The sequence below is a fragment of the Ruania halotolerans genome, from assembly GCF_021049285.1.
In the GTDB taxonomy this organism is placed as follows: Bacteria; Actinomycetota; Actinomycetes; order Actinomycetales; family Beutenbergiaceae; genus Ruania; species Ruania halotolerans.
The window spans coordinates 114,905-134,338 of sequence record NZ_CP088017.1 but is presented as its reverse complement, the minus strand read 5'-3'; the positions used below and the strand labels follow the sequence as shown (position 1 = coordinate 134,338).

General features: G+C 68.7%; 19 protein-coding genes and 1 tRNA gene. 8 read left to right on the top strand and 12 right to left on the bottom strand.

Translation table 11 applies throughout. The features are described from left to right. Positions 1–18: 18 nt before the first annotated feature. From LQF10_RS00630 to LQF10_RS00595, 8 genes are all read right to left on the bottom strand, one after another. Positions 19–876 (bottom strand): MurR/RpiR family transcriptional regulator, encoded by an 858-nt coding sequence (locus tag LQF10_RS00630; RefSeq protein WP_231065581.1) that lies wholly within the window; start codon positions 874–876, stop codon positions 19–21. After that, a complete protein-coding gene (gene phnE, locus LQF10_RS00625; protein WP_231065580.1) occupies positions 854–1,750 on the bottom strand; it encodes a phosphonate ABC transporter, permease protein PhnE in 897 nt (298 codons plus the stop codon). Before phnE (LQF10_RS00625) ends, LQF10_RS00630 begins: the two co-directional genes overlap by 23 nt. Further along, positions 1,717–2,547 carry a phosphonate ABC transporter, permease protein PhnE gene (gene phnE / locus LQF10_RS00620; protein ID WP_231065579.1) on the bottom strand — a complete coding sequence of 277 codons (831 nt, stop codon included), beginning with the start codon at positions 2,545–2,547 and terminating at the stop codon, positions 1,717–1,719. Before phnE (LQF10_RS00620) ends, phnE (LQF10_RS00625) begins: the two co-directional genes overlap by 34 nt. Before the next feature lie 4 nt (positions 2,548–2,551). Further along, positions 2,552–3,388 carry a phosphonate ABC transporter ATP-binding protein gene (phnC, locus tag LQF10_RS00615; RefSeq protein WP_231065578.1) on the bottom strand — a complete coding sequence of 279 codons (837 nt, stop codon included), beginning with the start codon at positions 3,386–3,388 and terminating at the stop codon, positions 2,552–2,554. Then, positions 3,385–4,395, bottom strand: coding sequence for a phosphate/phosphite/phosphonate ABC transporter substrate-binding protein (gene phnD / locus LQF10_RS00610; RefSeq protein WP_231065577.1), 1,011 nt, complete (start codon positions 4,393–4,395; stop codon positions 3,385–3,387). The genes phnC and phnD overlap by 4 nt, the downstream gene beginning before the upstream one ends. 286 nt (positions 4,396–4,681) lie before the next feature. Further along, positions 4,682–5,539, bottom strand: coding sequence for a cytochrome c biogenesis CcdA family protein (locus tag LQF10_RS00605; RefSeq protein WP_231065576.1), 858 nt, complete (start codon positions 5,537–5,539; stop codon positions 4,682–4,684). Positions 5,540–5,547: 8 nt separating this feature from the next. Continuing rightward, entirely contained in the window at positions 5,548–6,189 is a 642-nt protein-coding gene (locus LQF10_RS00600; RefSeq protein ID WP_231065575.1) for a redoxin family protein, read from the bottom strand. Between the two features lie 209 nt (positions 6,190–6,398). After that, positions 6,399–6,482, bottom strand: a tRNA-Leu gene (locus LQF10_RS00595). 287 nt (positions 6,483–6,769) lie between these two features. Between LQF10_RS00595 and LQF10_RS00590 the strand changes: the two genes are divergently transcribed. From LQF10_RS00590 to pknB, 7 genes are all read left to right on the top strand, one after another. Further along, positions 6,770–7,477, top strand: a complete 708-nt coding sequence (locus tag LQF10_RS00590) for an FHA domain-containing protein (protein ID WP_231065574.1) — start codon at positions 6,770–6,772, stop codon at positions 7,475–7,477. Positions 7,478–7,626: 149 nt separating this feature from the next. Further along, positions 7,627–8,121: an FHA domain-containing protein FhaB/FipA gene (locus LQF10_RS00585; RefSeq protein WP_231065573.1), complete on the top strand. Its 495-nt coding sequence runs from the start codon at positions 7,627–7,629 to the stop codon at positions 8,119–8,121. A gap of 6 nt (positions 8,122–8,127) precedes the next feature. Further along, positions 8,128–9,468 (top strand): PP2C family protein-serine/threonine phosphatase, encoded by a 1,341-nt coding sequence (locus tag LQF10_RS00580; RefSeq protein WP_231065572.1) that lies wholly within the window; start codon positions 8,128–8,130, stop codon positions 9,466–9,468. Next, positions 9,468–11,042: an FtsW/RodA/SpoVE family cell cycle protein gene (locus LQF10_RS00575; RefSeq protein WP_231065571.1), complete on the top strand. Its 1,575-nt coding sequence runs from the start codon at positions 9,468–9,470 to the stop codon at positions 11,040–11,042. The genes LQF10_RS00580 and LQF10_RS00575 overlap by 1 nt, the downstream gene beginning before the upstream one ends. After that, complete coding sequence (locus tag LQF10_RS00570; RefSeq protein ID WP_231065570.1) at positions 11,039–12,496, top strand: peptidoglycan D,D-transpeptidase FtsI family protein; 1,458 nt, start codon at positions 11,039–11,041, stop codon at positions 12,494–12,496. Before LQF10_RS00575 ends, LQF10_RS00570 begins: the two co-directional genes overlap by 4 nt. Further along, positions 12,493–14,148 (top strand): serine/threonine-protein kinase, encoded by a 1,656-nt coding sequence (locus LQF10_RS00565; RefSeq protein ID WP_231065569.1) that lies wholly within the window; start codon positions 12,493–12,495, stop codon positions 14,146–14,148. The genes LQF10_RS00570 and LQF10_RS00565 overlap by 4 nt, the downstream gene beginning before the upstream one ends. Next, positions 14,149–16,104, top strand: coding sequence for a Stk1 family PASTA domain-containing Ser/Thr kinase (gene pknB, locus LQF10_RS00560; protein ID WP_231065568.1), 1,956 nt, complete (start codon positions 14,149–14,151; stop codon positions 16,102–16,104). Between the two features lie 22 nt (positions 16,105–16,126). Here pknB and LQF10_RS00555 read toward each other — a convergent pair whose 3' ends face one another. The 4 genes from LQF10_RS00555 to LQF10_RS00540 form a co-directional block, all read right to left on the bottom strand. Next, positions 16,127–16,759 carry an aminodeoxychorismate/anthranilate synthase component II gene (locus LQF10_RS00555; protein WP_231065567.1) on the bottom strand — a complete coding sequence of 211 codons (633 nt, stop codon included), beginning with the start codon at positions 16,757–16,759 and terminating at the stop codon, positions 16,127–16,129. After that, positions 16,759–16,920 carry a hypothetical protein gene (locus tag LQF10_RS00550; RefSeq protein ID WP_231065566.1) on the bottom strand — a complete coding sequence of 54 codons (162 nt, stop codon included), beginning with the start codon at positions 16,918–16,920 and terminating at the stop codon, positions 16,759–16,761. Before LQF10_RS00550 ends, LQF10_RS00555 begins: the two co-directional genes overlap by 1 nt. A 103-nt stretch (positions 16,921–17,023) precedes the next feature. Next, positions 17,024–17,803, bottom strand: a complete 780-nt coding sequence (locus LQF10_RS00545; RefSeq protein WP_231065565.1) for a class E sortase — start codon at positions 17,801–17,803, stop codon at positions 17,024–17,026. 115 nt (positions 17,804–17,918) lie between these two features. Further along, a complete protein-coding gene (locus LQF10_RS00540) occupies positions 17,919–18,689 on the bottom strand; it encodes a DUF881 domain-containing protein (RefSeq protein WP_231065564.1) in 771 nt (256 codons plus the stop codon). Between the two features lie 71 nt (positions 18,690–18,760). Here LQF10_RS00540 and LQF10_RS00535 point away from each other — a divergent pair, with 71 nt between their 5' ends. Continuing rightward, on the top strand, positions 18,761–19,432 hold the full coding sequence (locus LQF10_RS00535; RefSeq protein WP_231065563.1) for an O-methyltransferase: 672 nt from the start codon (positions 18,761–18,763) through the stop codon (positions 19,430–19,432). Positions 19,433–19,434 lie beyond the last annotated feature (2 nt).

Genomic DNA, 19,434 nt, shown 5'->3' with positions numbered 1-19,434 from the left:
GAGGACCTTTGCTCGCCCCTATTCGCTGAGCCGCTTGCTCACCAGCGCCATCGCCTCCGCACGTGCCTGCCGGCCGCGAGCGCCACGCCGGGCGACCAGCAGGTCCACCAGTGCCTCGATCACCAGCGAAAGCGCCGCCCGCGAGGTGTGCACGAGCTCATCGGAGAAGGACTCGCTGACGGCGGGAATCACCAGCACCGTATCGGCGTGCTCGACGATCGGCGCCCGCGTGAAGGAGGTCAGCACCAGCACCTGCGCCCCGGCCTCGTGCGCAGCCGCGGCGGCATCGAGGCTCGGCTGGTTCGCTCCGGACCCGGAGATCACCAGACAGACCGAGCCCGGTTCCAGGCTCCGGGCGGCGATCAGCTGGGAGAGCGTGTCCGGCAGGTACTCGGCCGGGCGGCCGGCGGCGCTGAGCCGCATCGCCATGCTCAGCCCCAGCGGTGCGGAGAGCCCGGCGGCCACGAGCACCACCCGGGGGGCAAGGTCGACGGCCTCGACGAAGCGTTCCACGTCTGCGGGGGTCAGGGCCGCCGTCAGCTGGGGCAGCGTGCGGGCAAACTGGTCGACAGCGGCACGTAGGCTCCCCATCGGCGAATCGTCAGCCGGCTCGGTGGCCGGGGCCAGGGCCACTTCGCGCGCCAGGGCCACCCGGAGCTGGGGGTAGCCGTCGTAGCCGAGGCTCTGCGCGGTGCGGATGACCGAGGCCCGGCCCACCCCGACTCGGTCCGCGATCTCCTGTGCGGTGCACTCCACGGCGGCGGCGAGGTCGGCGGCGATGGCATCGACGACGCGCCGTTCGCTCGGCTGCAGCGAGGGTGCTAGCGCAGCGATCCGCGCAGACACCGGAGCCTCAGCGGGTCCTGTCCACGTCACGGACACGTGCTCCCTCCATGATGCGCCGGCGGATCGAGCCGGAGATCAGGTCGAACATCATGGTGATCACCACCACCACGATGAGCAACATCCCGACCGTGTCCCATTCGCGGAAGTTGGTGTAGTTGGACAGCATCGAACCGATGCCACCCGCACCGACCAGACCGAGCACGGCGGAGGTGCGGATGTTGATCTCGACACGGTACAGCGCGAAGGACGTCAGCGCCGGGGCCACCGCCGGCCAGAGCGCCCACCTCGCGACCTCCGCCGTGGAACCCCCGGCGGCGCGGACGGCCTCGGTGGCACCGGTCGGTGCGGACTCGATCGTCTCGTAGACCCACTTGGACTGCGTCCCGATTCCGGCGATGCCCAGTGCGAGTGCCCCGGTGAACGGGGTGAGCCCGGTGACCGTGAGCAGCACGAGAGCGATGATCACCTCGGGCACGGCGCGGATCACGGCGAAGATTCCCCGCAGCACCAGGCGCAGCCACGCGGGCCCCACTCCCTGGGCCGCGAGCATCCCGAGCGGGATGGAGATCACCACGCAGCCGATGGCGCCGAGCCACGCCATCGAGATGGAGCGCCAGGTCTCGAACAGTGCGCGCGGCAGCTTCTCCCAGTTCGGCTCGGCGAACATCAGCCGCAGGTACTCGGCCACCCGCCCCGGCACGTCGCCGAGTTCGGTCCACGCGATGTTCAGGCCCGCCGTGGAGGCCAGCACGACGGCGCCCACCACCACCGCCGTCAGCGTCGCCACTGCGCGTGCGGGCCGTGGGGGTACCCGGAGTTCCACCGGCTCGCTCATCGGCGCCTGCTGGGCGGAGCGCTGCGCCACCCCGCTCATCGGAGCCGCTTCCGGAGCGCAGTCGAGCACATCTCGATGATGATCACCACAACCAGGATCTCCAGGATGATCACCGAGACGTCGTCGTAGGCGTAGAAGCCGCGGCGTTCATCCAGCAGTCGCCCGATACCGCCCGCGCCGACGATGCCCAGGATTGCCGAGATCCGGACGTTCAGCTCGAGCGAGTACAGCCATTGATTGGCCAGCAGCGACCATGATTGCGGCAGCACGGTGGCCTGGTTGAGCTGGGTCTGCGTCCCTCCTGCTGCCTTGCCGGCCTCGAGGTAGGGGTGGTCGGCCGCCTCGACGGCCTCGGAGACCAGCTTGACCACCACGCCGATGTCGAAGAGCAGGAGCGTCAGGAAACCGGGAAGGGTGCCGACGCCGACCATCGCGACCAGCACGGTGGCGAAGACGAGGTCCGGCACGGCGCGGTCCACGTTGACCAGGAACCGGACCAGCTGGCGGGTGAGGGGGTTGGGGTTGCTGGGTCGTGCGGCCGCGAGCGTGAGCGGGATGGAGATGACGGCGGCGAATGCTGCTCCGGCCACGGCCATGGCCAGCGTCTCCAGCATCGGGCCGATGGTGCGGGGCAGGAAGGCGAAGTCCGGCCGGAGCAGTTGGCCCATCTTGTCCGCACCGTTGGACCAGTTGCGCGTGATGGCGGCCAGGTCGATCTCCACGCCGCCGATCGCCGGGAGGCAGGTGAGCGCCGTGAAGATGCACAGCACGGCCACGATCCCCGCCGTGCGCCACGGCCGGCGTGGTCGCGCGGGCAGGTGCAGCGCCGGGCCGCCCGGGTTCGCGAGAGTGGTCGTATCGCTCATCGGTTCAGGTCCCGAGCCGGTCCCGGCTCCGGATGGGTCGGCCGTAGATCTCCTCGAAGTCGGCATCAGTGGCATCCGCCGCCGGACCGTCGTAGACCAGCTCGCCGCCGCGCAGGCCGATCATCCGATTGGTGTATTGCCGGGCCAGATCCATCAGGTGGATGTTGATGATCACGGTCAGGCCGCGTTCGGTGCTGGTTCGGGCCAGATCGCTCATGACGGCGTGCGCCGTCGGCGGATCGAGGCTGGCCACCGGCTCGTCCGCGAGCATCACCGAGGGTTGCTGCGTGAGCGCTCGCGCGATGGCGACCCGCTGCTTCTGACCGCCGGAGAGTGAGCCTGCCCGGGTCCAGACCTTCTCGATCATGCCGACGGAGTCCAGTGCGTGCAGGGCTAGCTGCTTGTCGGCCTTGCTGGTGAGCCTGAGCAGCGTGCGGTAGCTGGGTGTGTGGGCGAACCGTCCGACGAGCACGTTGTCGAGCACGCTGATCCGGTCGGCGAGGTTGAAGCCCTGGAAGATCATTCCGATGTGCCCGCGCAGTTCCCGCAGAGCTCGTCCGCGCGCCCGGGCGACATCGTGCCCACCGACGCTCACACTGCCCGAGGTCACCGGGACAAGCCCGTTGATGGTGCGGATCAGGGTGGACTTGCCCGATCCGGAGAGGCCGACGACGGAGACGATCTCGCCCGGCTCGATCTGCACCGACACATCCGTCAAAGCTCGGGTGCCGTTGGGGTAGGTGACCGTGACGTTCTGTAGCGAGATGGGCCAGGGCGCGGCGGCCGAGGCGGCCGCCGCGCTCGTGGGTGAGGTGCCCACCTGTGGGGGCTCCGCCGTCACTGGCTGAACTCGGCGAGGATTTCGCCGTACCGGGTGATCTGCTCCTCCTCGGTCTCTGCGGTCCAGTCCGAGAGGCCGACCAGATCGAACATGACTGACGCCGCCTCCTCGGAGGAGTCCGCGTACTCGTCCATCACAGCGGTCAGCTCGGCGGTGAGGTCCTCCGGCAGATCCGGAGTGACGGCCACGCCACCGTTCGGGATCATCTCGGTGTAGGCGAACACCACGGCGTTCTCGGCCACGTCCGGAGCTTCTTCGATGACCGTGGAGCGGGCGTCCCAATAGGCGAAGCCCACCTCGGCATCACCGTTCTCGACCGCGAGCACGGCGTTGTTGTTGCCCTCCACCGGGATCTGCACGATGCCGGCGTCGGTGTCGATGCCCTGCTCACGCATCGCCACGATCGGGTACTGGTACCCGGCCGGGGAGGTGGCGGCCTGCAGGGCCACCTGCGTGCCGTCGTCGATGGTGGCGAGCGCCTCCAGCCCGGCGGGTCCCTGGCCGGCGGCCTCCGGTCCTGCCTCGGTGCCGTTGCAGTAGGAGAGCTCATCCCCGGTGGCGCCGTAGGTCGCCGTGACCACGTCACCGGCGCAGTACTTGTCCGGGTTGTTGGTCATCGCGATCGAGGCGTAGGAGGTGGCGCCGAATCGCACATCGCGCAGGATGAGTTCGGCGTCGTACTGCTCCATCGCGTTGTACAGCGAGCCGGCATCGGTGATCAGCACCTGGGCCTGACCGGCGCCGAGCGCCTCGACGGTGGCGGCGTAATCGGTGGCAACGACACCTTCGACGGTGATGCCGAGCCCCTCTGAAAGATAGGTGGTGAGCGGGTCGAGTGCCTCGGCGAGGTCTTCCCCCTCGACGGAGGGCACCAAGGACAGGGTGATTTCCTCGGGCCACTCGCCTTCGGCGCTGGAACCGGAACCGCCGTCGTCGTCGGCACTGCAGCCTGCGAGCGCGAGCGCCGCGGTGGCAGCGAGGGCGGGCGCGATCATCCTCTTGCGCATGGATCGAGGCCTTTCGGGTGGAGGGATGCCGACTGTGTGGCGTCTGGACGATGCGACCAGACTAGGGCTATTTCATGGACGGAACGGCCACGAGAAGATGAAGAGTCGGCAAACGCGGGTTGTCCACGACCTGTTGCGCTCAGCAGCCGGGGCACCTGCGCAGGCCCGTCACAGTGCGGCCAGCGCCATGAGGCAGCAGTGCGGTGCGGCCAGAGTGCGGTGAGGCCACCGTGCCGTGACGCGGCAGAAGACCCCCTGCCCCGTCGGGGCCCGGGGATGAACGTGCTCAGTCCGCGGCAGGTTCCCTGCGTCGTCGGCGGATGAGCGCGAACGCAACGAGAGCGACCAGGGCGATACCGAGGCCGATCAGACCCAGCTGTTCGGCAGCATCGGCGAGTACGCGCTGCACGGAGGCGGCGGCGTCCACGATGGGGTCTGGGCCGGCGCCGGCGTGCAGCACCCGCAGTTCCCAGATTCCGTACCAGGCCACGTATGCCCCGGCGATGGCAAGGACCGCTCCGGCGATTCGGGGCAGGCCAGCACCCATCCGTCGCATCGAGCCGACCAGACCGCGCCGGGCGAGCGCTGTGGCCGTGGCTGCAACCGCCACGGTCACACCCATCCCGAGCGCGTAGAGCACGAACAGGACGAGCCCGGCGGCAGCCGAGTCAGAGCGGAACGCGGTGACCACCACGGCCAGGAACGGAGCGATCGTGCAGCCGATGGAGGCCACCGCATAGGAGGCGCCGAAGCCGATCATGGAGCGCCACGTCGCGGTGACCGGCGGCGGGGCCGTTCCCTTCCGGCGAGGCAGCCGGAGGCTGGGAAGCGCGCGGCCCAGGGCCACCCAGAACCCGACCGCAAGCAGGGCCAGGCCCAGGGCGACGGTGAAGACCGGCAGGTAGGCCTGGATCCCGGCCGCGACCGGCGCGATCACGAGCCCGAAGGTGACGAACACCGCCGAGAAGCCGATGGTGAGCGCCAGGCTGGCGCGCAGCGCCCGAAGCACGGCGCCGCGCCGGGTGGGCGGAGCATCCTTGATCACGAACAGCGAGAGATAGGCCGGCAGCAGGGCGAAGCCGCACGGGTTCACCGCCGCCACCAGTCCTGCTCCCAGCGCCAGCGCGATCGCGGACGCGTCCACCCCGGCGATCATGCGTCGGCGAGCTCGGCCACTGTGGTGTTCAACTGGTCGTCGGAAAGGCTGCCCTCATCCACGATCTCACCGTGAGCGTCGAGCACCACGAACGTACTCTGCTGGGTGATGCCGAAATGGCTCCACACCTCGCCTTCGTCATCCACGAGGTGCTGCACGTTCGGGATCTCGGCAGCAAGGTCGGCGATGGCCTCAGCGCTATCCAGGCCACCCACACCGACGACGGCGACCTCGCCGGCGTACTGCTCACCGAGGGACGTCACATTCGGGATCTGTGCCCGGCAGGTGGGGCACCACGGTGCCCAGAACCACAGGACGGCGGGACTTCCGGCGAGGCTGGCGCCGTCGAATTCCGCACCGTCCACTGTGGTGGCAGTGAAGGTGAGCAGCTCCGGGGTGGCCATGGACTCGCCACTCGTATCCTCGCCCGCCGTGTCACCGGAGGAGGCGTCATCGCCCATCGGTTCATCCGACGCCTCGTCAGAGGCCGTCTCCTCGGCCATGTCGCCGGCGGTGGTCTCCTCAGCGGAGGTCATGGTCTCGCCCATGGGCTCTTCGGAGTCGCCGGAGGAGCCGCACCCGGCGAGCAGGAGGCTGGTCGCGGCCATCGAAGCCGCGAGGATCAGTCTGGTTCTCATGCACTCCATCCTCCGCACCAACGCCCGGAAATGGGGGCTGTGGCGATTACGAGGTAGAGACAGATGTCGCCGTCGTCGTTCTCGGAGAGTGTGCAGCCACCACGATGCCGTGGCTCTGCCCGGCGAGTCGCGCCCATACGAGTCGGTGAGGTGTCCACCAGATGGCGAAGGCGGAATCCCGTGCATCGGGATTCCGCCTTGTCGCTCGGTGCGCGAGGGGGGAGTTGAACCCCCACGCCCTTTCGGGCACACGGACCTGAACCGTGCGCGTCTGCCTATTCCGCCACTCGCGCGAGCTGGTGATTTGGCCGCCGCAGCGGCGGGTCAACACCGTCGTCAAGGCTACACGATCCGCAGCACCGTCGGCGAATCTGCCCGTCGTGGCGTGGGCCACAGCGGGTCGGCTATCTTCCCGGCGCACGTGCAGCGACGGCACTCAGTCGGCACGCCTGACCCCGCGGGCGCGCGGAACAGCATACGATTCCAGGGTAGAACCGTGTCCGCCGACGGCCCTGAGCCTGAGTCCTCGGGGCGGTCGCCGCCAGGGTCGGATCCAGCGAGACGAGTGAGGAGGTGCGCTGTGGGAGTTCTCGACCGTTTCGAGAAGGGCGTCGAGCGCGTCGTGAACAATGCGTTCGCCAAAGCGTTCCGTTCCGATCTCAAACCCGTGGAGATCGCCAGCGCCATCCGCCGGGATATGGATGAGCGCACCGCCGCGCTCTCCCGGGGCCGCACCGTGGTGCCGAACACGTTCACCATCGAGCTCGCCGGGAAAGACTACGAGCAGATGCTCGACTGGGGTGAAGAGGCGATGGCGGAGGAGATGATCACCGCCGCCACGGATCATGCCTCAAGTCAGCACTACGTGTTCGTTGGCCCGGTGGATGTGCAGTTCGACCAGGCCGAGGATCTCGAACCGGGCCGGTTCCGGGTGCGCTCCTCCTCCAAACGCGGCACCGTCGCCCCTGCCACCACGGATCGACCCAGCCGCCGCCACCCGATCCTGGACATCGACGGCCAGCGATACCTGCTCACCGGGCCGGTCACCGTGATCGGGCGAGGCTCCGAGGCCGACATCATCGTCGACGACACCGGAGTCTCCCGGCGCCACCTGGAGATCCGGATCACCATCGACGGGGTGGTGGCCACCGACCTGGGCTCCACGAATGGCACGTACGTGGAGGGCCATCACGTGGATGCGGCCACGCTCGTGGACGGCAACACCCTGACCATCGGCCGCACCCGGATCATGTTCTGGTCCGGCGCGGATGAGGACGACGCCCGGTGAGGCGCGGTGAGTGATTTTCGGATGGCCGCTCGCACGTCGCTCCGAGGCCACGTCCCCTGTCCGCGGCACGTTGCGCCCTCACTCGAACGCGCGAACCTGCCTCCTCTCCGCGAGCGCGGTGCAGGCAGTGGCACACCAGAGGGCATCGCATGAGTGAGTTGATCGTCACCCTGCTCCGAGTGGGCTACCTGGCCCTGCTGTGGCTCCTGGTGCTCTCCGCCATCGGTGTACTCCGCCGGGACGTCTTCGGCACCCGGGTACTCGCCCGAGGGTCGGTCCTGAGCAAGCCCGAGAGCCGCACTCCCGGCCCGCCCGCTCCGCCGGCCGGCCAGGCCCAGCAGCGCGGCAAGGGGACACCCTCTCGCCTACGCGTGACCGCGGGACCGTTGAACGGCACCACGTTGCAGCTCAGCAGCACGGCCGTGTTGATCGGCCGCGCTCCCGGCTGCACGCTCATTCTCGACGACGACTACTGCTCGGGTCGGCACGCACGGATCTTCCCCGGCGAGGGTCAGTGGTGGGTGGAGGATCTGGGCTCGCGCAACGGCACCTACCTCGGGTCCACTCGGGTGGGCGAGGCCGTTCCGGTCGGGGTGGGCACCCCGATCCGCATCGGTCAGACCGTCATCGAGCTGCAGCGGTAGCCGGGCGTGTCCGTCGCACTGAGATACGCGGCCCGCTCCGATGTGGGTCTGGTCCGTTCCGTCAACCAGGACTCCGGCTATGCCGGCCCCCAGTTGCTCGTACTCGCCGACGGTATGGGCGGTCCCGCTGGGGGCGACATCGCTTCCTCAGTGGCAGTCGCACATCTGGCGGCACTGGACGGCGAGGCCCATGGCGGCGACGACCTGCTCGACCAGCTCCGCCACGCGGTCGATGCCGCCCACCGCGACCTGGTCCACTATTCGTCCCAGCGGCCTGAACTGCACGGGCTCGGCACCACGGTGATCGCGCTCCTGCGTTCAGGCCGCAAGCTCGCGATGGTGCACGTGGGCGATTCGCGTGCCTATCTGCTCCGAGCGGGCGAGTTGGTGCAGGTCACCGAAGATCACACCCTCGTGCACCACCTCGTCTCGACCGGCCAGATCACGCCCGAGGAGGCCGAGGAACACCCCCGCCGATCTGTGGTGTTGCGGGTGCTCAGCGACGACCCCTCCGCTCCGACTCTGGACGAATCCGTGCGCGAGGCGCGTGTGGACGACCGCTGGCTGCTCTGCTCGGACGGGCTCTCCTCCTACGTCTCCACCGAGACGATTGCCGAGACACTGCGGGCCGAAGCCGACCCCGGCCGATGCGCAGACCAGCTCATCGATCTTGCCTTACGTGCCGGTGGACCGGACAACGTCACGATCGTGCTGGCCGACGTGGTCGACACCACCGATCTGCCCGAGATGGCACCCCAGATCGTGGGCGCGGCGGCAGTGGATCGCGAGCGACCCACCCGCGGCGGATCTGGGGCCGCGGCCCGTGCGGCGGCACTCACTCGCGCCACTCCGAGCGAGGAGGCGGGCACGGACGAGAGCGGGCGCACTGAACGCGACGCCCTGGCCGCGATCGACCCGCCTGAGCCGGTGCTGCGCAAGGTGCTGCGCTGGGGAATCTCCGCCGTGGTGGTCCTGGCGCTGCTGGCCGGTGCGGCGACGATCGGCTACCGCTGGTCCCAGACGCAGTACTACGTGGGCACCGACGGCGAGCACGTGGTGATCTATCAGGGCATCCCCCAAGAGCTCGGCCCGCTCGCCCTCTCGGACGTCCACGAAGTGACCGACCTGGCGATGGCCGATCTGCCCACCTTCGCCCGTTCCCGGGTGGCCGGTCACATCGCGGCCACCAGTCTGGACGAGGCAGAGGAGATCGTGGCCGGGTTGCGCGAGCAGCTGCCGGCTGAGCCGTCAGAGCCGTCAGAGCCATCAGAGGATCCCAGTGAGGATGCCACGGCCAGCCCCACGGCGATCGAACCACCCATTCTCCTGACGGCGGTGCTCACCTGATGGCCACCGTGGCACCGAGCCGTATCCGCACCGGGCGCGCCGCCGAGGTGTGGCTCTTCCTGCTCGCGTTGGCCCTGGGTATCGGCGGGTACGCCCTGGTGGGCCTGAACACCGGTGAGGCGCTGCCGGAGAACTTCGGTCCGTACGCACTCACCCTGGTGGCCACGGCCGTGGTGCTGCATCTGGTGGTGCGGTGGCGGGCCCGGCATGCCGACCCCCTGCTGCTCCCGCTCGCCCTCGCCCTGAACGGCATCGGCCTGGCGATGATCCACCGGATCGACATCGGCCTGGCCGCTCGCGGACAGGACGCCGGGTTCGGCCCGCGGCAACTGATCTGGACCATCCTCGGCGTGACCCTGGCGGTGCTCGTGATCGTGGTGATCCGCGATCACCGGATCCTGCGGCGCTACACCTTCACGGCCATGGTGGCCGGCATCATCCTGCTGGTGCTGCCGATGGTGCCCGGCCTGGGCTCGACCATCAACGGTGCGCGACTGTGGATCCAACTCGGGCCCTACTCCTTCCAACCCGCTGAACTGGCGAAGATCCTGCTGGCGATCTTCTTCGCCGGGTATCTGGTGACCAACCGCGATGTGCTGACCCTCGCGGGGCCGAAAGTGCTCGGACTGCAGCTGCCCCGCCTGCGCGATCTCGGCCCGCTGGTGGTGGCATGGGCTGCCTGTATCGGCGTACTCGTGGTGGAACGCGACCTGGGCACGTCACTGTTGTTCTTCGGCCTGTTCGTGGCGATGGTGTACGTGGCCACCGAGCGCGCGAGCTGGATCGTGATCGGCCTGCTCATGTTCGCTGCGGGTGCCGTGCTCGCGGTCTCGCTGTTCCCGCACGTGGCCGACCGGTTCGACATCTGGTTGAACGCCCTCGATCCGGAGATCTACAACCGGGAGTTCGGCGGCAGTGGGCAGGTGGTGCGCGGCCTGTTCGGTCTGGCACTCGGCGGACTGATGGGCACCGGGTGGGGTGAGGGCTTCCCGCACCTGGTCTCCTACGCCAACTCCGACTTCATCGTGGCCGCCCTCGGTGAGGAACTGGGCCTGACCGGCCTGATCGCTATCCTGATGGTCTACCTGGTGCTCGCCCAGCGGGGGATCCGGATGGCGATCGGCGTGCGGGACGGGTTCGGCAAATTGCTCGCCTCCGGTCTGGCGTTCACGATCGCGTTCCAGTGTTTCGTGGTGGTCGGCGGAGTCACCCGGCTGATCCCCCTGACCGGTTTGACGATGCCATTCATGGCCGCCGGGGGCTCCTCCCTGGTGGCGAACTGGATCGTGATCGGCCTGCTCGTACGGATCTCCGATTCGTCCCGGCGCCCCGCGGCGGAAGGTCGCGGTGAGGTGGTCTCGGCGGATACGGCGATGATCGCCCTGAGCGCCCTCTCCGAAGAAGAGCCCAACGACGACGGCCCTCGCGCCCGGAACAGGTCCGCCCCTGCCCGCGTGGCTGGCAGCGCCGAGACCGACGAGGACGGTCGAACCGAGCCGCTCGATCGATTCGGTCCCGACGACCAGGACGACGACCCAGGAACTCAACACACCGAGGTGGTGGATCGCCCGTGAACACTCCGCTACGCCGCCTCTCGGTGTTGATCCTCGTCATGTTCTTCGCCCTGATGGGGGCAGCCACCTGGGTGCAGTTCTTCCAGGCCTCGTCGCTGAACGCCGATTCCCGGAACGTGCGCACCCTGTACCGGGACTACGGGCGAGACCGCGGCCCGATCGTGGTGGACGGTGAGCCCATCGCCGCCTCCGAACCGGTGGATGACCCGTTTGGCTACCAGCGCGTCTACACCGACGGTCCGCTGTATGCGCCCGTGACCGGCTGGTACGGGCTGTACCAGCTGACCGGTATCGAGCGCGCCGCCCACACCGTGCTCAACGGCACCGACGATTCGCTCCTGCTCTCCCGGATCCGGACGCTGTTCACCGGGGCCGAGCAGGGTGGGGGGACGGTGGAACTCACCATCGACCCGGCGGCTCAGCAGGCCGCGTGGGATGCCCTCGATGGGCGCCGTGGTGCCGCCGTGGCGCTCGACCCGGAGACGGGTGCGATCCTGGCGATGGTTTCCCGGCCGAGCTATGACCCGAACGTGCTGGCCGGGCACTCCAGTGCCGAGGTGAATGAGGCCTACACCGAACTCCTCGAGGACGAGGGTGATCCGCTGTTCAACCGCACCATCGGCGGGAACCTGTACGCGCCGGGTTCCACCTTCAAGTTGATCGATGTGGCGATGCTGCTCGAGACGGGTGAGTACGAGCCGGAGACCGAGATCGAGGCGCCCACCGAGTACCTGCTGCCGGGCACGCAGGACACCATGCTGCGCAATCCTGGCGGTGGCCCCTGCGGAGGTGAGACCGTCACACTCGAGTACGCCGTGCAGGAATCCTGCAACACCCCATTCGCCATGCTCGCCGTGGAGCACGGGGACGACGCGTTGCGCGCGCAGGCGGAGGCCTTCGGGTTCGGGGAGCCGCTCGCCGTGCCGATGGACGTGACCCCGAGCCAGTTCCCGGCGGATCCGGACCCGGCACAGACGGCGATGAGCGCCATCGGGCAGTTCGATGTGCGGGCCACCCCCCTGCAGATGGCGATGGTCTCGGCCGCCGTGGCCAATGACGGGCGGCTGATGCGGCCGTACCTGATCGCCACCGAGCGCGGACCGGACCTTCAGGTCACCTCCCGCACCGAACCGGAGGAGCTCGCCCAGCCGATCTCGGCCAGTACGGCTGCCACGATGACCGATCTGATGGTGAATGTGGTGGCGAACGGTACCGGGGCGCCCGGGCAGATCTCCGGAGTGGATGTGGCCGGGAAGACGGGCACCGCGGAGACCGGCTCAGAGGAGGATTTCGCCCCGGACGCATGGTTCACCGCATTCGCCCCGGCTGAGGATCCGCAGGTGGTGGTGGCGGTGGTGGTCGAGGACGGTGGGGCGTTCGGTGACGAGGGCACGGGCGCGTCCGTGGCCGCACCCGTGGCACGCCAGATCATCCAGGCGGTGCTCGACGAATGACGCCTACGGCAGGACTGCTGCTCGGCGAGCGCTATGAGCTCACCGAACGGTTGGCGATCGGCGGCATGGGCGAGGTGTGGGTGGCCACGGATCTGCACCTGCGCCGCAACGTTGCGGTCAAGGTGCTGCGTGCCGAGTTCGCCGGAGACACGCACTTCCTGGACCGGTTGCGCACCGAGGCCCGCAATTCGGCCGCCCTCTCCCACCAGAACATCGCCGCGATGTACGACTACGGCGAACAGCGCGGCTCCGGCTACCTGATCATGGAGCTGGTGCTCGGGGAGTCCTTGGAGGATCTGCTCCGCCGCGAGCGCACGCTCGAACCCACCCAGGTGCTGCCCGTACTGGCGCAGGCGGCCCGTGCGCTGCACACCGCGCATATGGCCGGGGTGGTGCACCGGGACGTCAAGCCCTCGAACATCCTGCTCACCCGTGACGGGTACGTGAAGATCACCGACTTCGGCATCTCCCTCGGGGCGAACCAGGCACCGATGACGGCGGCCGGCATGGTGATGGGGACCGCTCAGTACCTGCCGCCGGAGCAGGCGATGGGACGGGCGGCCACCGGAGCCGGAGACATCTACGCCCTCGGAGTGGTGGCGTACGAGGCTCTGGTGGGCAAGCGCCCGTTCACCGGCGGATCCCAGGTGGACATCGCCTTCGCCCACGTGAATCAGCCGATCCCGGAACTTCCCTCACATCTGGACGAACGTGTGCGAGCCGTGGTGGTGCAGATGCTCGCGAAAGACCCGGAACAGCGCCCCCGATCTGCCGCTTCACTGGCCCGGACCCTGGAGTCACTGACCGAACAGCTGCGGGCTCCCACCGAGCGGGAGCCGCGCGCGGAGGACGACCCGCCGGCCACGAGTGTTGCCGTGCCGGTCTCCGCGCCACCGCCACTGGTTCCCGTCCTCAAGGGGCATAGCCACACCGGTGAGGACCACGGGCAGAGCACGAGCCGCCCACCTGAGTCCGGCGCCGCCGCCCCCGATACCCCCGATACCCCCGACAGCGCCCGCGACACGACAGGCCCGCGCCAGCGCCCGGACACGAGCGAGAATCCGCACACGCTGGCCGGTGCGGCCCGTCGTGGGCCGGTTCGCGATGGTGCACACCGCTCATCCGGTCCATCGGATGAGGTTGACGACGACCCCGACACGGGCGACCCCGGTGAGGACGACGAACTCTCCCCGCGCTGGCGGCCGCTGTCAGCGACCGGAGCGCTACCCGTGACGAGGGGCCCGGCAGCTCACCGGGGCAACGAGGACCGTGAGGAAGATGACACCGGCACGGCGGCGGGCAGCTCAGCGCCCTCCACGGGGCCACGCAGCCCCGACCGTGGGGAGGCGGTCCGCCAGGGCGAGCGGGCGCCGTCGGACGTGGCAACAAGCCGCCGGGAGCTGCGCGCTCAGCCCGCTCCTGGCCACCGAGCAACGCCACAGCACCGGCCCAGTTCGCTCGTGGACCGGCTCGGCCCGACCGGGCGTTGGGTCGCTCTCATCGTGGCCGCGTTGGTGCTGACCACACTTCTCGTGCTGTTGTTCAGTACGCTGGGCGCTGCAGCATCCCCGTTCGGGGCCGCCACAGCAGTCCTCGTGTGGCCCCACCGCCCGCTGAAGTCCAGAGCATCCGAGAGAGTAGAGGAACGCTAAGTGGTCAACGACGTTCCCCGGGTGCTTGCCGGACGCTACGAGATCGGTGAGCCGATCGGGCGCGGTGGGATGGCCGAGGTCTACATCGGCAAGGACAACCGGCTCGGCCGCACCGTCGCCGTCAAGATCTTGCGGGCAGATCTCGCCCGTGACCCCAGCTTCCACACCAGGTTCCGGCGCGAAGCGCAGTCCGCAGCGTCCCTGAACCACCCCGCGATCGTGTCGGTCTATGACACCGGCGAGGAGTCCACCACCGGCGCCGATGGCAACACGGTGACCATCCCATTCATCGTGATGGAGTACGTGGAGGGCCACACCGTACGGGACCTGCTTCGCGACGGTGCCGCCCTGCCGTTGGACGAGGCGGTGGAGATCACCCAGGGTGTGCTCGCCGCTCTCGAGTACTCCCATCACGCCGGGATCGTGCACCGTGACATCAAACCGGCGAACGTGATGCTCACCCCCACCGGTGCGGTGAAGGTGATGGATTTCGGGATCGCCCGTGCGATGGCCGATTCCTCTGCCACGATGACCCAGACCCAGGCCGTGGTGGGAACGGCCCAGTACCTCTCCCCCGAGCAGGCTCGGGGGGAGCTGGTGGACACCCGCTCAGACCTGTACTCCACCGGATGCCTGCTGTACGAACTGCTCACTGGGAACCCGCCATTTACCGGTGACTCCGCCGTCTCCGTGGCCTACCAGCACGTGAGCGAGGAGGCTCGCCCCCCGAGCGCCATCGCCTCAGATGTGCCGGAGGCGCTGGACCGGATCACCATGAAGGCGCTCACCAAGGATCGTGACCAGCGCTACGGCACGGCAGCTGAGTTCCGGGCCGACCTGGAGGCCGCGATCAACGACGGCGTCGTGCGCGCACCTGCTGTGGGTGCTGCTGCAGCTGCCGCGGCCGGAGTGGGCGCCACGCAGGTTCTCGGTGGAGTGGGCCCGGATCCGGTGCCCAGCCGCCGCGAGGCGCAGGCGGCAGCTGCCGATGAGGACGAGCAGCCACGCTCACGCAAGGCGCTGGTGTGGATCCTCGCCGTGCTCGGGGTGCTCGCCGCCGTCGCGATCGTGCTGCTGCTGCTCAACCGCCCGCCGGACGAGCCCCCGCCGCCCACCACGGTGGCCGTGCCCGACCTGGCCGGGATGACTGAGGAGGAGGCGCGCGAGGCGTTGGCCGAGACCGTTCCGGTGGACGAGGACGGTGCGCCACTCCCCGATGCCGAGGGCCTGGAACTGGTGATCGGCGATCCCGAACCCAGCGACGAGATCGAGGAGGGGCTCGCCCTGTCCTGGTCGCCGGAGACCGGTGACGATGTGGGACCGGGAAGCTCCGTGGAGGTGGTCTTCTCCGCCGGTCCCGACTCGATCGAGATCCCGGACGTCACGGGCCTGTCCCAGGATCGTGCGCGGCAAGAGCTGGTGGACGCAGGCTTCGATGCCGCGGGCTTCACGGTGGAGAACGAGGATTCCCCCGAGTATGAGGCGGACCAGACGATCCGCACCGAACCCGAGGCAGGCACCTCGCACCCGCCCGATGGTGACATCGTGCTCGTGCTGGCCACGGGGAACGTGGAACTGCCCGATCTCACCGATCAGGATCTGGAAGAGGCACAGAACACGCTGCGGGAGCTGGGCCTGAGCTGGCGGGTGACCGAGCAGGAGGACGAGGGGACCGCCGGGCGGGTGCTCAGTCAGAGCCGCCAGGGGTCGATCCCGGTGAACTCCGAGGTGGAGTTGGTGGTCTCGATTCCGGTTCCCGAGCCCACGGACGAACCCACCGACGAGCCGACTGACGACGCCACCGCCGATGCGGAGGCGGACACCACGGGCGAGGCAGAGGCCGAAGCGGACGCCGAAGGCAATACCGAGGCCGAAGCAGACGCCAACGGCGCAGCGGACAACTCCGGTGGCCCGAACAGCAACAACGCCAACGCGAACGCCAACGCCAACAACTGAGTCCCTCGGCCGGCGGACGAGGTCAGTGCACGACCAGCGGAGCCATACCCTCCGAACGTGCGACTGCGCCGTCATCGCCGGCAAGTGCCAGCCAGTTCGCCAGCAACCGGTGCCCACCCTCGGTGAGCACTGACTCGGGATGGAACTGCACCCCGTGCAAGGGCAGGGTGCGGTGCTGCAGGCCCATCACGATGCCATTCGCGGTAGTGGCCGTCACGTCGAGCTCTGCAGGCACGCTCCCGGCCTGCACGGCCAGGGAGTGATAGCGGGTGGCGGTCAGCGGCGAGGGGAGCCCCTCGAATACACCAGCCCCCTCATGGGAGATCAGCGATGTCTTGCCGTGCATGAGTTCGGGCGAGTGGTTGACCACCCCGCCGAACAGCTCACCGAGCGCCTGATGGCCTAGGCAGACACCGAGCATCGGCACATCGGCCTCGGCACATCGCGAGATCACGTGCAGTGACTCCCCTGCCTCCTTCGGGGTGCCCGGGCCGGGTGAGACGAGCACACCGTCATAACCCTCGAGCGCTCCCTCGGCCAGGAGCGCCGGGTCGTCGTTGCGCAGCACGGTGGTCTCGGCGCCCAGCTGCTGCAGGTAGCCGACGATCGTGTAGACGAAACTGTCGTAGTTGTCGACTACGAGCACCCGGACCATCAGGACGAGCCCACGGTCTGCTCGTTGAACGGCATATAGGGCGCCACCGCCGGGAACACCCACAGAAACAGTGCGGCCACCACGGCCGCAACGAGCAGGATGGCAAGGAGCGCCTTGACGGCAGCGGGCCCGGGCAGGACCCTCCAAATCGCGGCATACATCAGTTCTTCCTCATTTCTGGGTGCTCCGGCGCTTCGCTGCGGTGCACCTCGCTGCTGTGCACCTCACCCTTCGGCGTCCCTTCGCGCGGGCTCCGCACACTCATCAGGACTCCTCCAGCAATTCTTCCGGCATCCCATCCTCGAGCGGGATCCAGTGGTCCAGCTCGGCGTGCACGATGTACCGCTCGGCGATCGACCACAGCGGATGGCACGTGGTGAGGGTGAGCATCTCCTCGGTCGCCTCGGCGGAGGGGTCGCCGGGAACGGGAGCGATCACGTCCACCTGGGTGGGATCGACGATCTGGTGTGAGGTCACCCGGTACACGTACCAGGCCGTGTGGGTCTGCACGATGATCGAGTCACCCTCGGCGAGGGTGTCGATGTCGTAGAGCGGGCGCCCATAGGTCTGCCGGTGGCCCGCCACCGAGAAGTTGCCCACTTCACCGGGCATCGCCGTATCGGGGTAATGGCCGACGAATCCGGCATCCAGCACCGTCGGGCGGTCGACTCCCTCAGCAATCGGGAATTTGTAGTCAGTGCCCCAGTCCGGAACCCACAGCGCAGCGAAGGTGTTGCCCTCCAGAGCGAGCGGCTCCGGCGGCGGCTCATCCGTCCGGGCCTCGCCAGCCTGTGCGGGGATATCGACGAGACCGTCGTTGAACTCCTCGATCGTGGCATTCGCCTGCCGGGCGCCCTCCACATCGGTCCACCAGATCTGCCAGACCACGAACAGCCCGAGCAGCACCCCGGCGGTGATCAGCAGCTCGCCGAGCACACCCACCGCACTCGCCCCGGGGCGCTGCGTGCTGCGTCGCTTGCGGCGGTGCGCAGCGCGTGCGTCCTCGCGCTCCTGGTCGCGTGCAATCTCATCCAGGTTGCTCACGTTCTGTCCCCTCTATATGACCGCTGCACGACCTCGCGGCGGTGGGTCTCATCCCTCGGCAACACTCCGGGAGCGCACGTCACCCTGAGCGCTCCCCGTGGTCTGGCCACTGCACTCACTCATCTCCTCCGGCCGCCGCGGGGTTCCAGGTGATCGGCTCGTCGCCAGGGATACGGGCGTACTCCATGGATAGCCCTCCCTGGTAGCGGCGCATCTCCAAGGAGTCCTCGTCTTCGACCGAGTATCCCAGCCGAGCCCGCTCCACCCATTCCCGGTACACACGCACCGCATGTGAATCGTCCAGGCCGGCCCGCAGCTCCTGCGCATCCCCGATCGCGGAGATCACGTAGGGAGGCGAATAGGTGCTTCCGTCCACGAGGAGCACATTGCCCACACAGCGCACATCGGAGAGGGGCCCCAGCCGGTGCCCCTGCACGCTGACCGCTTCGGCTCCCCCGGCCCACAACGCATTGATGACGGCTTCGAGGTCCTGCTGGTGTACGAGGAGGTCGTCGGCGTCGAACTCCTCCGGGATGTCGTGGATGAGCGGTGAGTCTGTGAGCGAGACGGTCACTCCGGCGCCGCTGACCGCTGACCGGGCGGCAGCCAGCTCCATCGGTGTGTTCAGCCCATCGGCGGGGTCCGCCCCGCCCTGTTCGGCCAGAAGATCCTCCACCTCGGACTGAAGCGCCAGTACCTGCGCATTCGTCTCGGCCAGCCGGGCATCCTCAGCGCGCAGCAGGCCTTCCAGATCCACCGGCTGACGCTCGGAATCGGAGGCGAACAGAGACGCATTCGTCGCGAACAACAGCCCCGCGAGCACGCCGACGACGCCCACCCCCAGCGACATGCCGGTGCGGTGAGCAGGCGCGGGCTGCTTGCTCATGGAGCCAGGATACGGTGCTCACCTGAGAAACGGGTCGGCGCATTCTCAGCTCCTCGTGCCACGATGGTGCCATGAGCCACGCAGATGTACAGGTCGAGGTTGATGACTATCTGGTCGAGACCCTGGTGCCCGAAGATGAGGCGCTGGTGGCGGCACGGGAATCCGCCCAGGACACCACGATGCCCGGGGCGGCCGTCGCCCCCAACCAGGGCAAGCTCCTCGCCCTGCTCACCGAGATGATCGGAGCGCACCGGGTGCTCGAGTTCGGCACGCTGGCCGGGTACAGCACCATCTGGCTGGCCCGCGCTGTCGGTCCACAGGGCCGCGTCGTCACCCTGGAGGTGTCCGAGCAGAACGCCGGCATCGCCCGCCGCAACGCTGATGCGGCCGGGGTGGGTGACGTGGTCGAGATCATGCTCGGCCCGGCCGGGGAGAGCGCAGACCGGATCATCGAGACCGGGCAGGCTCCTTTCGACCTGGTGTTCATCGATGCCGACAAGCCCAATAACGCCCGGTATCTGCAGGCAGCCCTCGAACTCACCCGCCCGGGCAGTGTGATCGTGCTCGACAACGTGGTGCGCGCAGGTCGCGTGGCCGATCAGGACTCCACTGACGACGACGTGCGCGGCGTGCGCGATGCGCTCGCGCTCGCCGCCGCCGACCCACGACTGGACGGCACCGCCCTGCAGACGGTCGGATCGAAGGGCTGGGACGGGTTCGCCCTCTTCCGCCGCGTCAGCTGATT